Origin of the sequence: Bradymonas sediminis (genome assembly GCF_003258315.1) — a bacterium.
Classification (GTDB): domain Bacteria; phylum Myxococcota_A; class Bradymonadia; order Bradymonadales; family Bradymonadaceae; genus Bradymonas; species Bradymonas sediminis.
In genome coordinates, this window is the sequence record NZ_CP030032.1 from 1414503 (window position 1) to 1431245 (window position 16743).

The 16743-nt window shown below is 61.7% G+C and carries 12 protein-coding genes; 5 read left to right on the top strand and 7 right to left on the bottom strand.

Features of this window, described 5'->3' with window-relative positions:
- Positions 1-14: 14 nt before the first annotated feature.
- On the bottom strand, positions 15-1010 hold the full coding sequence (gene lepB, locus DN745_RS05245; RefSeq protein WP_111332770.1) for a signal peptidase I: 996 nt from the start codon (positions 1008-1010) through the stop codon (positions 15-17).
- Positions 1011-1325: 315 nt separating this feature from the next.
- Here lepB and DN745_RS05250 point away from each other — a divergent pair, with 315 nt between their 5' ends.
- Positions 1326-2531 (top strand): 2,3-bisphosphoglycerate-independent phosphoglycerate mutase, encoded by a 1206-nt coding sequence (locus DN745_RS05250; protein WP_111332771.1) that lies wholly within the window; start codon positions 1326-1328, stop codon positions 2529-2531.
- Between the two features lie 216 nt (positions 2532-2747).
- Positions 2748-4559, top strand: coding sequence for a tetratricopeptide repeat protein (locus tag DN745_RS05255; protein WP_162687470.1), 1812 nt, complete (start codon positions 2748-2750; stop codon positions 4557-4559).
- Here the strand turns inward: DN745_RS05255 and ybeY are convergent.
- The 5 genes from ybeY to DN745_RS05280 form a co-directional block, all read right to left on the bottom strand.
- Positions 4556-5113, bottom strand: a complete 558-nt coding sequence (gene ybeY / locus DN745_RS05260) for an rRNA maturation RNase YbeY (protein WP_111332775.1) — start codon at positions 5111-5113, stop codon at positions 4556-4558. The two genes, DN745_RS05255 and ybeY, sit on opposite strands and share 4 nt — an antisense overlap.
- Positions 4998-7634: an HD family phosphohydrolase gene (locus tag DN745_RS05265; RefSeq protein WP_162687471.1), complete on the bottom strand. Its 2637-nt coding sequence runs from the start codon at positions 7632-7634 to the stop codon at positions 4998-5000. Before DN745_RS05265 ends, ybeY begins: the two co-directional genes overlap by 116 nt.
- A gap of 264 nt (positions 7635-7898) precedes the next feature.
- Positions 7899-8867, bottom strand: a complete 969-nt coding sequence (locus DN745_RS05270; protein ID WP_111332778.1) for a PhoH family protein — start codon at positions 8865-8867, stop codon at positions 7899-7901.
- 123 nt (positions 8868-8990) lie between these two features.
- The gene (locus DN745_RS05275; RefSeq protein WP_111332780.1) at positions 8991-9455 is read right to left on the bottom strand and encodes a hypothetical protein; all 465 of its coding nucleotides are present in this window, start codon (positions 9453-9455) and stop codon (positions 8991-8993) included.
- On the bottom strand, positions 9448-11535 hold the full coding sequence (locus DN745_RS05280) for a tetratricopeptide repeat protein (protein ID WP_111332781.1): 2088 nt from the start codon (positions 11533-11535) through the stop codon (positions 9448-9450). Before DN745_RS05280 ends, DN745_RS05275 begins: the two co-directional genes overlap by 8 nt.
- 342 nt (positions 11536-11877) lie before the next feature.
- On the opposite strand from DN745_RS05280, the gene holB reads away from it, so the two are divergent.
- Positions 11878-12900, top strand: coding sequence for a DNA polymerase III subunit delta' (gene holB, locus DN745_RS05285; RefSeq protein WP_111332783.1), 1023 nt, complete (start codon positions 11878-11880; stop codon positions 12898-12900).
- Positions 12901-12960: 60 nt separating this feature from the next.
- On the top strand, positions 12961-14070 hold the full coding sequence (locus DN745_RS05290; RefSeq protein WP_204355090.1) for a PSP1 domain-containing protein: 1110 nt from the start codon (positions 12961-12963) through the stop codon (positions 14068-14070).
- Positions 14071-14099: 29 nt separating this feature from the next.
- Here the strand turns inward: DN745_RS05290 and DN745_RS05295 are convergent, their stop codons facing one another.
- Complete coding sequence (locus tag DN745_RS05295) at positions 14100-14963, bottom strand: hypothetical protein (protein ID WP_111332786.1); 864 nt, start codon at positions 14961-14963, stop codon at positions 14100-14102.
- A gap of 333 nt (positions 14964-15296) precedes the next feature.
- Here DN745_RS05295 and DN745_RS05300 point away from each other — a divergent pair, with 333 nt between their 5' ends.
- Positions 15297-16634, top strand: coding sequence for an MYXO-CTERM sorting domain-containing protein (locus DN745_RS05300; RefSeq protein ID WP_111332787.1), 1338 nt, complete (start codon positions 15297-15299; stop codon positions 16632-16634).
- The last annotated feature ends 109 nt before the right edge of the window (positions 16635-16743 follow it).

The window sequence follows — 16743 nt, forward strand, 5'->3', positions numbered from 1 at the left end:
GCGCAGCGACCTGCTTAGCGAACGCGCAGACCAATACGGTCCCAGCGCACCGAGCCATCGGGGCCGCGCGACCAGAGGATATAGCGCGGGACGCCGCGGAAATCGTTGCTCCCCACCGGGCCGAAGTTGCGGCTATCGCGCGGGTCATTGTGGACGCCCTTGGCGATAAAATCCGGGGTCTGGCTGCGGTTATCTGCCAGCAGGAAATAGGCGTTTTCGCTGAGTTGATTCGGGGGCAAAATATAGCCCGAGAAGGTATTTGGCGAGGTCGCTATGACGTAGCGCTGGTCGCGATTGTGCTCGACCATGGGGCGTAATTCGCTGGCTTCATCGAGGTGTGCGCCCACGACCTCTTCGGGTTGAAGTGGGGCCTGGCGGACCTCGTTTTCGTTGATCGTAAGGGCCTGCCCCTCCATCTCGATGATGTCATCGGGCTGGGCGACGATGCGCAAAAAGTCGTGACTCGGCCCCTTGGTCGTCTTCACGGCGACGATATCGCCGACGCTCGGCGGGGCCGCGCGAAATGCGTTTCGATCGGTCAGCACCAGGTCGCCGGCCTGAATCGTCGGGTACATCGCGTTGGTGTGGACGGGTTCGAAATGCCACAGGTTTTTGGCGCCGAAGTTTAGCGTCAGCGCGATCGGCAGCAGGAAGGTGAGCAGGAAGGTCACTAAATAGAGCGTCCAATGATTATATCCGCGCAGGATATAGGGCTCGATCTCATCGATGCGCCGCATATTCTCCAGCGCGAGCAGGGTGCTAAAGAGCAGCCAGCCGCCGACGAAGACCAGGAAGGGGGGCAGGGGGAAAAACTGAGTCACGCTCCAGGCGATGACGAAGATCTCCAGCGCCATCAGAAAGAGCAGGTTGATCACCAGCCCGCGCATCATCTGGCCGAGATAGAGCGAGCCAAGGCCCGGGCAAAGGAAGGTCAGCAGCACCGCGACCGATTTTTTGCGCGCTTTAATTTCGCCTGAATAGGTCGGCTCTGTCTGCTCGTCGGTGGTCACGAATGGTTACTCAGTCGTTAGGCAGCGTGGATTCGGCGCTTTGGGGATGTCCGCAGGTGCGCCGTTATTCTCATCGTCCGAAAAAATGTAAAACGATGGGGCATTTAGGTCAATCAATGCTTTGTACAGGTTTATGCTGAAGTTGACGACGCCCCGAGATAATCTGCCTCTTTCGGGCTCCCGGGCGCGCGATTTTAAGCGCGCGGCGCGAAGAAAGACGGGCGTTCGGCGCGTTGGACATCAAGCGCTTCTTGACCGCGCTAGAATTGTCATTAGTCTTCGGCGGCAACTTTCTATTACCGCAGGAACAATTCAATGAATCTCGATTTTATTCAGAAGCAGGCCAAATCCGCGAATACCAAAATGGTGATGTTAGTGCTCGACGGGCTGGGCGGGTTGCCCAGCGGTCCGAACGGGCAGACCGAGCTTGAGGCGGCGCACACGCCAAACCTCGACGCGCTGGTGCGCGACGGCATCGCGGGGCTTCATCTGCCCGTGGGCGCCGGCATCACGCCGGGCAGCGGCCCGGGGCATCTGGGACTCTTTGGCTTTGACCCGACCAGATATCAGGTAGGGCGCGGCGTGCTGGCGGCGTTGGGGGTCGAGTTTGACCTGCAGCCGGGCGACGTCGCGGCGCGCGGTAACTTCTGCAGCCTCGACGAGGATGGCCTGGTGACGGACCGTCGCGCCGGGCGCATCAGCACCGAGCGCAACGAAGAGCTTTGCAAATTGCTCGAGGGCATCGAGCTCGACGGGGCCGAGGTCTTTATTCGCACGGTCAAGGAGCATCGCTTGCTCTTCGTGTTGCGCGGCGAGGGGCTAAATGCCGAGATCGCCGACACCGACCCGCAGGCGCTCGGCGTAAAGCCGCTCGATGTGGTCGCGAAGACGAAGGCCGCCGAGAAGACGGCGCGTCTGGTGGCTGAGTTTATCGAGAAGGCCAAAGAGCGCCTGGCAGGGCATCATCCGGCCAATATGTTGCTGATGCGCGGCTTCGCTCAGAAGCCGACTTGGCCGACCTTTCGCGAAGCCTACGGGCTGCGCGCCTGCGCCATCGCCAGCTACCCGATGTACCGGGGCGTGGCCAAGCTCGTGGGCATGGACACCCTGCACGCGCCGACCACGCTCGAAGACAAGTTCGCGCTGGCGGCCGAGAAATGGGACGATTACGACTTCTTCTTCATCCATAAAAAAGACGTCGACAGCCGCGGCGAAGACGGCGATTTTGCCGCCAAAGTCGCCGCGATTGAGAACGCCGACCAGGCCATCCCGGCGCTGATGAAGCTGAACCCCGACGTGGTCGTGGTGACCGGCGACCACTCGACGCCGGCGCAATTGGCCGAGCATAGCTGGCATCCGGTGCCGGTGCTGCTTCACTCGAAATATTGCCGCACCGATGAGGTCGAGACCTTCGGTGAGCGTGCCTGCATCCGCGGCGCGCTGGGGCCGAGGCTGCCGGGCATCGAGCTGATGCCGCTGATGCTGGCGAACGCCCTACGCCTGGCAAAGTTCGGCGCCTGATCTTCGCGCCGCGCTCTTTTTTGGCATGACGCCGCCTCGCCCATCATCCTCACCGGTGATGGACGAGGCGGCGTTTGTCGTTTGGGGGCTGGGCGAAGCTGGGGGCGCGGACCCTCGTAATCTTGCGCGATGTGACGAGGTTTTTCGTTTGCGCAGATGCCAAAGCCTGGCGCGTAATTTGTCGAAATAATCACACCCCATTTGATGGACGTTGTGATGAAAATATCGAAGCCAAATAGTGCCGTATCGGAGCCCCGCGACGATGCCCCGAGTCATTGGGCGCTGCCGTCTGTCGAGGCGCTGGGCGTGCCGTCGTGGGGAGTGCTGATTCTCCTGGCCACACTGCCTTTTGCGTTTGACACCGGGCTGCGCAGCTTCGAGACGCTCAAGGAATTGCTGCTGGTCGCAGGCATGGGCGTGGTGTTGGTGAGTTGGGGCGTCGCTGCCCTGCGACGCGGCCGCTTTATCGTGGCGCCGGCGCGCGTCGCGATTCTCGGGGCAATCTTCGCGCTCTACGCGCTCGTCTCGATCATCTGGGCCGAGCACAGGTTATGGAGCCTATGGGAGGCGCTGCATTTTGTGGCGCTGGCGGTTGCGCTGTTGATTACGGCGGCGCCCAGCGGTCGAGCGCTGGGCTTTGGGGATATTGCCCTGGCGAGCGCGCTCGGAGGGCTGGGCGCGGCGGTCTTCGGGGGCCTCGACCTGGTCGGAATGGGCGGATTTAGGCCGGGTTGGGACCCAGCGGGGCCGACGGGCGCCTTCGACACGCCGGAGTTCGGGGCTGCGTATTTTGTGGTGATCCTGCCGATTATCTGGGGCGGCGCGCTCTGTTCGCGGGGTGTCCGTCGCGTTTTTTTGGCGCTTAGCTTTCTGATCTCCCTCGCGTATTTTTCGCTGCTCGCCGGCTGGCTATGGGCAGGGGTTTTAGGCGGTCTGGGTATCGTGGCCGCGATCTTCGTCGGGGCGTTCCAGCGGCAGCAAGCGCTGCGCGTTCTTTTGCCTTCGGTGGTCCTGAGCGCGCTCGCTGGCGTATTCGCGTTGGTGATGACGGTCGCTTTAGGCGCCGCGCCAGCGTCCAGCGGGCAGAGCGGCGTGACCCAGCTCTTCAGTGAGTACGGCGTCGCGGGGTTCTCGCTCTTCGCGCTGTGGGTATTGGCGATCTTCGCCGTTGCGATTTCGGGCCTGATAAGTCGTGGGCAGGCCTACGCGCTCAACGAGGGGCGCGCGGAGGAGGGCGCGACGTATTGGCTCGTGGAGCATTGGGCCATGCTCAGCGCGGGGTTGGCCGGGGTGGGTTTTATGCTCTTTACCCCGTTATTGTCGCTCGCCCCGGCCGCGCTCAGTTGGGTGGTGATATTGGGCGTATTGGCGCGGGTCTCAGCGAAATATAATGGCTTTACTGGTTGGTCGAGCGCCCGAAGGGCCGCTGCGCCTGAGCCCGGCGCTCGCGCGAGTTTCGGGGCGCTTCGCGTCTTCGCAGGCGCCGCGATTCTGGTCGGCCTCGCGATTCTTGTGCCCGCGACGCTTCAGACCGGGGCGAGTTATTATCGCGGCAAGGGGGATCGATGGTTGCTCAGCGAGGGCTATCACGACGCGATTGACGCGTATAAGTCCGCGCTGCGCTGGTATCCCGTGGCGGGTGATATTCCTTTTAATATCGCGCAGGCGAGCGCGCATATCGGCGACGATAGGGAGGCGAGGGCGTGGGTTGACCGAGCGCTGAAGGTGCGGCCCGATGATATCGGCGCGCTGACCTTAAAGGGGCGGCTATTGCTCAATGACGCGGATATTTCAAAGGCGGTCGGTGTCGGCCGTCGGGCGGTGAAGGCTCATCCGGATAACCTCGAGGCGAGCAATATCTTACTGTCGGCGCTTATCCTCGAGCAACGCTACGAAGACGCCGTCGCCCAGGCCCAGAAGATGCTGACGCACGACCTGCCGCCCGTTGAAAACGCGCGTCTGACGAGCCTGCTCGCCGAGTTGCAGAAGGAAGTTCTCAGGGCCGAGACGCCTGAAGATTCGCTTTAATTATCGCCCTGAGTTTCTGCCGCCGCGTGCTCCCAGAGCCGACGCTCCTCGGCCTTCATCGCCTCTTCTTCGTCGACCTCCATATGGTCGTGGCCGACCAGGTGCAGGATGCCGTGGATGAGCAGGAAATGAACTTCGTCGTCGAAGCTCCAGGCCAGTGACTCTGGTGCCACGCCCAACTCCTGGGCGACCCTGCGATGATGCTCGCGGGTCTCCAAAAGTCCCTCGGCATATTCGAGGCTGATGATGATATCGCCGAGCGAAAGTCCCGGGCCGTCCTCGCCGTCGAAGGCGGTCAGCATGGGGTCAAAGACGCCGGGCTCCTCGAATTCGTGCAGGGGAAAAGAGAGCACGTCGGTGGGCTTGTCTTCCCCTCGCCACTCCTTATTGATGGCGTGGATCGTGTCGTTATCGCAAAGCACGACCGACAGTTCAGGGTCAGCCAGGCCCAAGGCGCGGAAGTGACTCGCGGCCCTTTTGGCTATCGTCTGTATCAGCGCCTTTGCTCTTGGATGTTGCTCGGCTGTCCCCTGAGTCGTTATTTCCGTCGACATCTGCGTCCCTCTGCATTGATTCAACACGTTCTTTGGTTATTTCCCAGACATCCGAGCTCGAGTCCGCGGCGGGAACCTCGCGCGTCGGCGTCTTCTTTGACTCATTTGTTTTAGCGGCGTCCGCCTGGCGTCCGCGCGGCGGCGGCTGCGAGGCGGGCTGCGCGGTCCCGGTCGCCGGGGTCTGGCGCGGGGTGCGCTTCTTTTGCTCCGGGTATTCCGGGCGATGGTGATAGATGCCTTTAAGGGTGCGGTTAAACGCCTCGGCGATCGAGTTGAGGTCCTTGAGCGTCAGGTCGCATTCGTCGAGCTGTCCGTCGGTAAATGCCTTGTTGATCATGCGTTGAACCAGCCCTTTAAGTCGCGCGGGCGTCGGGTCGGGCAGGGCGCGGCTGGCGGCTTCGGTGCCGTCAGCGAGCAGGCAAATGGCGGTCTCGCGGCTCTGGGGTTTGGGCCCGGGATAGCGATAGTCTTTTTCGTCGACCGTCGAGATGTCGGGGTCTTCCATCGACTTCGCGCGATGGTAGAAATACGAGATGAGGCTGGTGCCATGGTGCTGAGCGATGAAGTCTTGAAGCTCCAGCGGGAGGCGGTGCTGGCGCGCCATCTCGAGCCCGTCTTTGACATGCGCCTTGATAATCAGCGCGCTCATATTGGGCTTGAGTTTGTCGTGCGGGTTCTCGCCGAGGCGCTGGTTTTCGGCGAAATACTGCGGGTTTTTGGCCTTGCCGATATCGTGATAATAGGAGCCCACGCGGCATAGGAGAGGGTTGGCGCCGACCGCTTCGGCGGCCGCCTCGCTGAGTGAGCCGACCATCATACTATGATGGTAGGAGCCCGGCGCGCGCATGATTAATTCGCGCAAGAGCGGGTGGTTCAGGTTGGCCAATTCGAGCAATTTAATGTCGGTGGTATAGCCGAAGACCGTCTCAAAAAGCGGCAGCACCGCCAGGACGAAGAAGCCGCTGAAGACGCCGCTTGCGAAGGCGAAGAGCATCGTATGGAGGGTGTCCAATTGGAATAATTCGCCCTCCAATAAGATCAGCGCCAGCACCACGGCGACGTTGGCTGCGCCGACCCAAAGCCCGGACCACATCAGGGCCATGCGGTGCTTGACCTGCTGCACCGCGCCGATGCCCACAAGCGTGCCGACCAGGGTGAAGAACATCATATACAGCGAGCTGTCGGTGATCATGCCGACCAGGGCGCTGAAGATGATCGTAAAGACGACGGCGTGCTCGTTATTGAGCACCAGTCGAATCAACATGCCAGCCGATGCCACCGGGATCAGGAAATACCAGGCCTGCGCGTTCGACCACTCGAGCTGCTCGCCGAGGGTGTCGAAGAGCGCGCCGCCCAGCCAGATAAGAAACAGCATCAGCACCATCGTGGTCGAGGTGAAGACGATATCTTTGGCCGAGGGGCGAAAGTGGCGAAGGTTTCGGCGCCCGAAGACAAAGAGCGCGCCCACCAAGAGCAAGACCAAGAGCGTGATGCCGGAGACGACCTGCGCCCGGTTAAAGAACGCGCCTTCTTGAAGCATCTCTTGAACGATGCGGTATTGGCGCTCGGTGATAATCCCGCCGCTTTCGATGACGACCTGGCCTTTGCGGAAGCTTTCGCGGACCACCACGTCTTTGACCGCGTGGCGCGCGGCCTCGCGTTTCTCGACGGTCTTGGCCTCATTATAGGTGATATTGGGGCGCACCAAGAGCGACACGGTGGCGATGAGCGCGCGGCGAAATTCGCGTGAGCGGTTATTCGCCAGGACCTCGTCGGCCGACTTTTGTACGAGCGTCTCGGCGCGCGCCAGGGGGACGAATTTCTCGCGAATATCGGTGATATAATAGACGATGAGCAGCTTCTCGCCGCGCAGTCGGCGCAGGTAGATGCCCTGGCCCTGGTGGCGGTCGAGCGTGCTCATATCGCGCACGATCATATTCGAGAGCACCCGGCCGATGACGTTCTCGACCACGCCCTGGGCGCGCTCGCTAAAGCCCTCGGCGGCGAACACTTCAAAGGTCGCCTCGGAGAGCTCGGCGTTGATATGGATGTCGAAGAACTCGTCGCGAAGCTCATGCGACCAGTTGATCAGGCGGGTGGAGGCGATGGGTTCGAGCCAGGATTGCGGCGAGTCGTGGGTGGCGGTCTCCTGGGCCAGGCGCTCATAAAGCGCGGGCTGATTCGCCTCAAGATACGCGCGCGCGCGCGCGGCAAGTGCCTGGCGCATCGAGGAGAACGCGGTGTTGGTGCGCTCGCGCATCTGGGCGGCGAGCCCCTCTTGCCAGTCAAAGACCGGCGGCACGGAGTTGGAGACCTTGATGCGCGCCGACTCGGTGGCCGCCTCGTCGGACTCCACAAATTCGAAGTCGCGGGTGGCCTTGATATCGGTGCGCGCGACCTCGCCGATGGAGTCCTCGCGGATGCTCATCCCGCGCACTTCGAAGCCCGCCGACACGATCGCCACCAGCGCCGCGATAAACGCCGCAAACGCCAGAAATTGCACGGAAGGGTGGCGAAGCAATCGTTCCAGGTGAGATTGGCGATCGGCGCCTTGAGAGGAAAAGAATCCTCTTTTTTTCGAACCAGGCTTAGGCATTTAAACGCCTCAAAACAGATATGCACGCGCGGATAGGCCGCGCGAAGCGGGTCGGAACACCGTGCCCATTGTGGGCGGTGGGGCGTATCGGGACCGAGCGCAGTATAAGGGGATGTCGGCGGATTTGGCGAGTCGAATGCAGCGCGGGGAGCGCGCCGGGTCCCGGGAGTCGGGCTGTGGTTCGAGCGCTCACCGCGAATGCGCCTCATACGCGCTGATGACGCGTTGGACCAGCGGGTGTCGAACGACATCGGCGCCGACGAAGCGGCAAAACTCGATGCCGTCGATATCCGCCAGGACGCGTTGGGCGTCAATCAGCCCGCTCATTTGAGCCGATGGCAGGTCGATCTGGGAGATATCGCCGGTGATGATCGCCTTGGAGCCAAAGCCGATGCGGGTCAAAAACATCTTCATCTGGGCGGTGGTCGTGTTCTGGGCCTCGTCCAGGATGATATAGGCGTCGTTGAGCGTGCGACCGCGCATAAACGCCAGGGGCGCGACCTCGATGACCTCCTGCTCGATCATGCGCTCGGCGCGCTCGCGGTCGACCATGTCGAAGATCGCGTCGTAGAGGGGGCGAAGGTAGGGGTTGACCTTTTCTGCCAGGTCGCCGGGCAAAAAGCCTAATTTTTCGCCGGCTTCGACCGCCGGGCGCACCAGGATGATCCGTTTGACCTCTTTGTCGAAGAGGGCCGACAGCGCCATCGCCATCGCCAGGTAGGTCTTGCCGGTGCCGGCCGGGCCGACGCCGAAGACGATATCGTTGTGACGAATCGCGTCGACATAGCGCTTTTGATTAAGCCCTTTGGGGGCGATGGTCTTATTGGTCGAGGAGACGAAGACGACGTCGGTGAAGATATTGACCAGCGACGCGTCGGGGGTCTCCCGGAGCACCTGGATGGCGCGGCGCACGTCGGATTCGGCGATCGCGAAGCCTTTTTTGCCCAGCGCGTAGAGCTCGGTGAGCACGCGCGCGGTGATTTTGACATCCGGCGGGCTCCCCGAAATCGTCGCGTCATTGCCGCGCGCGCCGATCTCAACTTCGAAGGTCGCCTCGAGAATGCGCAAATGCGCGTCGCGCCGCCCGTAGATAAAACGGGCGACATCTGCTTCGGCAAAATTCAGGGTCTTCTGAATAATTTCCTCCAAAATCAACATCCTTCGCCGCGTGGGCGGATCGCGTAACAATATAATAACAGCGCCCCGGTGTTATAATTTCTGGGGCGCTTTGATTCAATATCAATTCGACTCAACACCTGCGCGGTCTTCGGGCGCGTCATCTCAGAAGGTGGGCTCGCCGGGCGCATCGCTCGGGGGCGCGGGCAGGGGGCGGGCGAACTCCAGGGTATATGAATCTTGAACGCGTTCGTAGACATATTGCTCGCGCGATGTGGGCGAGGTCGCGGGATAAGAAAGGTCGGAGGGCTGGAGCAATTGACGCTCCACCAGCTCATTGAGGGTCAGCGGGTAGCGCCCGTCGAGGCGGTAATAGACGTCTAGGGCGAAGTGGATGCGCTGTTTTTGAGCGCCCTCGACATAGGAGCCGATGCGAGAGTTCTGCGTGGGCGCCTCGAAGAAGTCGGTGTTTCGGAAGCTTAGATAGGACCAGACCGCCAGCGCGATGACCAGCATGATCAGCAGGGCGGTGACGCTATGGTGCAGGATCACCGCGCCCATGCCGCTCTGGCGGGTGTCGGCGGCGTTGTGCGGCGCGGTGTCCGGGGCCTGGTGAGGTTGTTTAGACATGGCTACCTCGGGTTGGCTGGTTCTGTTTTGCACCCTTTGGCGCGGAGATCTGTGTGGGGCGAATGCCGCGCAAAGCCGCGCTCAACCCGATGGAGGCGCCGATGGAGATGAGCACCCACGCGATCGATTCCTGAGCCGCCCAATTGACGCTAAATAACTCATGGGGCGCCCGCCAAATGCCCATGGGCCGCCACAATAGGGCGATCCCAAAGAGCGTGCCGAAGATGACCAAAAAACCAAAGACGGCGTGGCCGGCCTGGCAATGTCCGGTGCCGGGCATCAGCAGTGAGAGCGCGCGGCGCAGGAATTCCTGGAAGCGCTCGCGGCGCCCGGACACCTTCTCGTTATGGACGCGCGCGCTATATTCGAGCGACGCGCCCGAGACGAAGGTCTGGTAGCAGGGCAGGCAATAGCGGTGGTCCCCGGTTTTGGGCGCGTCGCGTGGGTCGCGCGCCATGCCGCAATGCGGGCAGGGCGTGCTGGTGCGCCGCCCGAGGGTCAGCGGAAGGCCGAGCAGCACGAATAATATCCCGACGCCGCCGAGCAGCGGTGTGCGCTCGATGGGCAGGTTCGGCCCGGCCAATGAGCGCCACACGGGCGTCGCGATCGACACGACTTCCTGCGCCTGGGCCTGATGGCGCTGCCAGAAGACATCGCTGGGCAGTGGGTTCACGATTAAGAAGCTATTGACGTCGCGCCGCTCCAGGGCGAGGTGGGAGCGCAGGGCGCCAAGATCGATGCGAATGGCGTCGTCATAGGCGGCGGTCGCCGAGCCCCGGTCATCGTTCATCTGGTGGGCGCGCATCAGGTTGAAAGACGCGGCGGCGCGGGTCGGCTCGCTCCCCTTTTGGGTCGCCGCGCGGGCGGCTTCGAGGTGGACAATCGCCTCATCGGGGCGCGCCAGCGCGACCAGGGTCGCGCCTCGAAGATTGTCCACCGACGGGCGCATCTCGGCCGGCCATTGCTTCACCTCGTCGAGCATCCCCAGCAGATTCTCAAGCTCGGCGGGCGTGCCGCTGCGGTATTTTAGAAACGCGTTGGCATAGGTGAGCACCGGGTCTTCGCCGCCGGCGTCCAGCCAGCTCTGCTCCAGCGCGTCCTCGCAGGTCGAGTCACAGCCAAGGTATTGGGCGTGGAAAACGCGCTGCGCCTCGCTGCCCGGCCAGGTGATCTGTTTCGACAAATATTGGTCCATTGTCGGCAGCGCCAGCAGAGCCCCGAAGATCAGCGCGGTCACGAATCGCTCGCGGTGATTCTGAACCAACGATAATACCGCCAGCATAATCAGCGCCGAGAGCAGCGAAGAGCGCAATAAGAGCCCCGGAACGATCACCATCGCGACCGCCAGGATGACGGTCTGATTGCTCGAGAATCCCGTCGGTAACACCCGCGAAAAGTCGTAGGCGAGGATGCCGAAATTTCGCAATAATTGCGCAAAGAGAAAGAGCAGCGACGCCCCTAAAAACGCCAGCAGGGCCAGCGACGCGAGCTTCAATCCCCAGGGGATGCGGGTGTCGAGCCAGGTGTATCCAAGCTGAACACCGTCAAGATAGAGCGACACGATCGCCGGCAGGCGCCCCAGATTATGGCGCATCAGATGTGCGCTATAGGCGAAGGCCGGATACGGCAGATCCGGGGCCAGCGCCCGGGCGCTCTCGTAGAGCCGGGAGGCGTCCTGTTGGGTGATCTCCCCGCGCTCCATCTTGCCGGTTGTGACTGCCTGAACTGCGGTCGAATAGGCGGGGAAGTTGCGGTAACCAAGGCTTATCCCGTCGCGGGTAAATGCCTGGATTTCCTTCACGCCGGCGCTGTCACTTTGGCTGACACGTTTAAATAGGCGCCAATGCACATCGAGATTGATGGCGTCGACCGAGGAGGGCGGGACCGGCTTTTTCTCGTAATTTGCCTCGTCGTTATCGATCTTTTTTAGCAGCGCTTCGACCTCGCCGTCGAGCTGCTGGGCGTGCGCGGGCGTCGGCAACGCCGTGCATATAAGGAGGACCATCAGCGCCGAAAAATAATGCCATAGATAGGGACGCAGCGTGCTCGGTGTGCCGGCCGTAAGTCGCGTTAATTTCATAAGCTCTGAGGGGGAAGGGAGCGCGGTGCGGGGTTGGATGGAGGGGATTGCAAAATAAATCCAGCCTTTCGAGTTAGTCTTATATGGACAATTCTGGCGAGCTTCAAGTGGTAATCTTGATAAAAGTTTGAGGTGTGAACCAGCAGGCTGCTCAAGGGTGGTTCTGCCTCGGCCTGGCCCAATGGTAACATTTATTGAGGATATAAGAAGAGATGACAATTTCCCAATAAGATGACATCTTCGCGAGCGAGTTTCGAAGTCGCCTCCCTGGGCCAATGCCCGAGGCGCCACGTTCTTTAAGGGGCTGGTCAGCCTTTCGCTTCGCCATCAACGAGTATTCGTGTGCTAAAATGGTCAAAGATTCGCGGGCAAGCGCGCCCGCTTGAGATTTTAAGTACCGCGCTGGACGCCGATCGTGTTCACCACGCGTATCTTTTTACGGGCATGGAGGGGGTCGGAAAGTTTCTGACCGCCCAGACGCTCAGCGCCGTGGTCAATTGCGAGCGCCGCCCCGAGGGCGCCTTCCAGGACGCGTGCGGGGCATGTCGAAGTTGCCGCAAAATCGTGGATTGGAAGCATCCCGATATCCTCCCGGTCCGGCCGACCAAGGGGACGATTAAGATCGGGCAGATCCGCGATATCCAGAAAGCGTCGAATCGAGCGCCCTACGAGGCGCGGGTGCGTTTTGTGCTCATCGACGACGCCCATACGATGACCGATGAGGCGGCCAACGCGCTGCTCAAGACCCTCGAGGAGCCGGCCCAGCGCATGCGGTTGATCCTGGTGACCGACCAACCGCATCGCCTGCTCGAGACGATTTTATCGCGCTGCCAGGCGATCCGTTTTGACCGCCTCGACGAGGCCCTGGTGACCGAATTATTGCGCGAAATCCTCGCCGAAAAACAGGAGGAAGACGCGCTCGAAGACCTCACCGACTTGTCGGTCGCGGCCGGCTACGGCGAGGGAAGTCTGGGGCGCTCGCTGGCGGTGATTGAGTCCGGGATGCTCAAGGGGCGCAAAGATTTTATCGGCAAGGTCGTCAACCTGAGCGCCGGCCAGCCGGTCGCGCTGCTCGACCTGGCCGAGGACCTGAAGTCCAGCCGCGACGAGATGACCAGCCGCCTGGATGTTCTGATGCTCTTTTTTCGCGATGTCATGCTATATAAGGCGGCCGAGGATTCCACGCGCCTTGTAAATAGTGATTTGCGCATGCAGATTCAGGCGCTCTCCGAGCGCATGGAGATGGAAGATATCCTTGATATCATTGACGAAATTCGCCAGGCGCAGCGCTACCTTCTGGCGAATGTCAACTCACAGCTTATCGCCGAGGAATTGCTCGGCCAGATTCGCCGACGTCGCGCATAAAAATGCCGCGCGTCGCTCCCTTCATACAATCGCAGCCAGGCTGCGAAGTTGGATATATAGATGACGATTTCCACACCCAAGACACCCACCCAGGTCAAGGGCCCCCGGGCGATGGTAGGGGCGAAAAAACGCCTTTATAATGTCGTCCAGGCGGTCTTTCGCACGAGCTTCGTCAAATATTATTTTGACGCCCGCGAGCTCCAACTTGCCCCGGGCGACCAGGTGATCGTGCGCACCGAGCGCGGCCCGGTCATCGCCAAGATCACCGGCCAGATTCAGCGGCGCATGCTCCCGCCAAATAGCATCAGCCAGGTGCTCAGGAAGGCCACCGAGACCGATATCTCGCAGGCCGACAAAAACGAGACCCACGAGCGCGACGCCTACCGTTTTTGCATCGAGCGCATCCGCGGGCGAAAGCTGCCGATGAAGCTGATCCGCGTGCAATATATGCAGGACGGCTCAAAGATCGTCTTCTATTTTAGCGCCGACGGCCGCGTCGACTTTCGCGACCTGGTCAAAGACCTGGCCCACCAATTCCGCACGCGCATCGAGATGCACCAGATCGGGGTGCGCGACGGCGCGCGGATGCTCGGGGGCATCGGCCCCTGCGGGCGTGAGTTGTGCTGCAGCACGTTTTTGGACAACTTCGCCCCGGTCTCGATCCGCATGGCCAAGCACCAGGGCCTCACGCTCAACCCGACCAAGGTGTCGGGCATGTGCGGGCGTCTGATGTGCTGCCTGGTCTACGAGCAGCAGATCTACCGACGCATGCGCAAGTCACTGCCGCGCGCCGGCCAGCGCGTGCGCACCGAGCTTGGCGAGGGCGAGATTTTGGGGCTCGATGTGATCAACCGGAAGGTAACGGTGCGCCTGGATGACCAGAATCGCGAGACCTTTCGGGTTGACGATATCGAGATTATCGACGCGCATAAGCGCGAGGAGACCGTGGACTCCGCCCGGGGCGAAGACGCGTCGCATGGCGCCGATAAATATCGCTTCCAGGAGGCCGAGCCTGCCCGCGCGCGGGTCGAGTTCGTCGGCATGACCGACCTCGCCGCGGACGGCGGGGAGAAGACCGACGAAGACGCGACGTCCTCCGGGAAGTCGCGCCGACGCCGGGCGAAGCGGCGCTCGCGAAGCTCGAAGAATTCTAAGAATTCGAAGAAATGATGGCGTAGTAAAGCTCGGTTTCCCGGCCCCTATTGGAAGTCCCGATACGGAAAATATTGGTAGCGCAACAGCAGATGCGCCCCGTATTCTGGGACCTCGCCCGCCCACGGCATAAAAGTTGAGCAGTCGTCCATCAGGCAACCCTCTATCGGTTCGCTCGCCAGGGTAAACCAGGGGGCGATGCCGATATCGAAGGTGTTTCCGTCGTAGGCTCCCTTCGATGTGATTCGAGTATCGCCGTTTGGCAGATGCTCCCAGGTGTCGGCGTCGCGCGTCAAAAGCGTCACCCCGACCACCGTCTGAAGACGCAACTCCCGGCGGGCCGCGCCGTATTGGGCGGGGTAGATGCTTCGCTGGTGCCGGGAGGCGCCGTGGTCGGCAGATGCGGCCTGATATTGAGGCCCGTAGGTCAGGTAGATATTCAGGTGCGGGGCGAGGGTGTCGTAGCGTCGGCTGATGTCGAGTCCGGCCTGTAGAGACGGGAAGTTGTCGACCATAAAGGGGCGCCAGCCCGCCGAGAGCGACAGCGCCGTGGAGACTCCGTCTGCCGCGTTCAGTCGTTGCTGCGTCAGCCCATAGCGCAACTCGCCGGCGAGCTCCTGAATGCCTAATCTGGCGCCGACCTCGACGTCATCGCCCAGGCCAACGCTTAAAAATCCCTGAGTGACAAAGAGCAGGGAGCCCATCATCGCCATCAGAAATTGGGGGTGCGAGCGGGCCCCCCACCACTGGGTTTCGCCGTCCACATCGCCGTAGGCGAGCGACGCGACGTCCAGTTGCACGCCCCCGCTGAGCCTGCCTTGGGGCGTGATATCACCCAGGCGCGATTGCGCCGAGGTGTGGAAACAGCCGGCGCAGAATACCGCCAATATGACCAATGCTCGAAGCTTCATTCTAGAATCCTTGATTCGGGGCGCGCGAGAGACCCTATAATAAAAGTGCGAACAAGTCCTGTGCTTCGCTACCGGAGGGCGCTGGCAACTCAATTCATGTTAAAAAAGAGCGATTTCGGGCATTTGAGGCCATTGTCGGTCGGTAATTGCGCCATATTTGCGCCGAAGCTGAGCCGAAAGCGCATCTGAAATGCGCTACATTATAAATTGTTGGGGCAGCCAGGGTGAACACGATGTGTTTACCGCGCCAGCCCCTTAGATGTTGTTTCGCAGATCCGACGCGCCAGATGTGATTGGGTCGCTCTATTAAAAGATGAAAACGGAGAGGACGCCATGCAAAGTAAATATCTCAAAGCCCTACGATGTTTCGTGTTAAGCGGTGCGGTCTTGCTGCTGGCCAGTTCGACGGCGATGGCCGACCCGGGCGCCGAGGATTATGACTGCTTCGCGATGGCGCGCATCTGCGCATTGGAGCCCGATAGCCCCGATTGCGTCGATTTTGAGCAGTATTGCGGCGATGGCTGCTATCGGTGCGAGCCGAGCTGTGCCGCCGACCCCAACGGCGAGAACTGCCTGTGGTGTCTGGAGAACAATAACTGTGACGGCGGGCCGATCGGCGAAGACCCGGGCGGCGATGTGCCGTTCACGCCGGATTGCCCCGAGTGCCGGGACGCATGTGCGACCGACGCGCAGAGCGCCGAATGTCTGAGCTGCTTAGAGACGAGTGGCTGCAGCGATACCGGTGGGGGAAACCCGGATGACCCGAATCCGCCGTTGAGCTGCGAGCGTTTGGATTTCCTTTGTCCCGAGAATCCCGACGACCCGCGCTGCGCGACTTATGAGGAGGATTGCGGCGACAACCCGGGCGACCCCGACCCGTCGTTGAGCTGCGACCGCCTGGACGTCATCTGCGCCGAGAATATGGACGACCCGCGATGCGCGACCTATCAGGAGGACTGCGTTTGCTCCAAATGTGACGAGGCATGCGCCGATGACCCCAGCGGCGACGCCTGCAATGAGTGCCTGGCCTATTTCGAGTGTGAGCAGAACACCGACCCGGAGCCGGAGCCCGAGCTGAGCTGCGACCGCCTGGACGTCGTCTGCGCCGAGAATATGGACGACCCGCGATGCGCGACCTATCAGGAGGACTGCGTTTGCTCCAAATGTGACGAGCCCTGCGCGGCGGACCCCAACGGCGACGCCTGTAACGAGTGCCTCATTCAACTCGAGTGCATCGATGACACCGGTGGCGAAGAGCCGGTCGACGATTGCTTTAAATGTGACGAGCTCTGCGCCGACGACCCCAACGGCGATGCCTGTCTGTCGTGCCTGGACCAGCTCGGATGCGGCGACACCAGCGAGCCGATTTCCTGCGAGGAGTGCCAGCGCATCTGCGAGGAGGACCCGAGCGGCGCGGCTTGCCAGGAGTGCAAGGACACCTGTGACGACGGGTCCACCGGTGGTGGAGACGAGGACGCCGGACACGGCGGAGACGACTCCGACGCAGGCATCGGCGGTGGGCTCGAAGAAGCCCCGCACGATATGGGTATGGTTGGCGGCGGTGACGGCTGTGGCGGCTGCGCCTCGACCTCCGGCGGCGACGCCGCGCCGGTCGCGCTGCTCGGCGCCGCGTTCGCCGGGATGCTCTGGCGCCGCCGACGTCGCAGCTAAGCTGGGCGTCTGATATCGGCTGAACTCGCCCGCAGGCCACGCAATTCGCGTGGCCTGCGGGCTTTTTTGTGCCCGCCGGGCCGGAGCGCGCGCTGGACGGCGCCGCTCT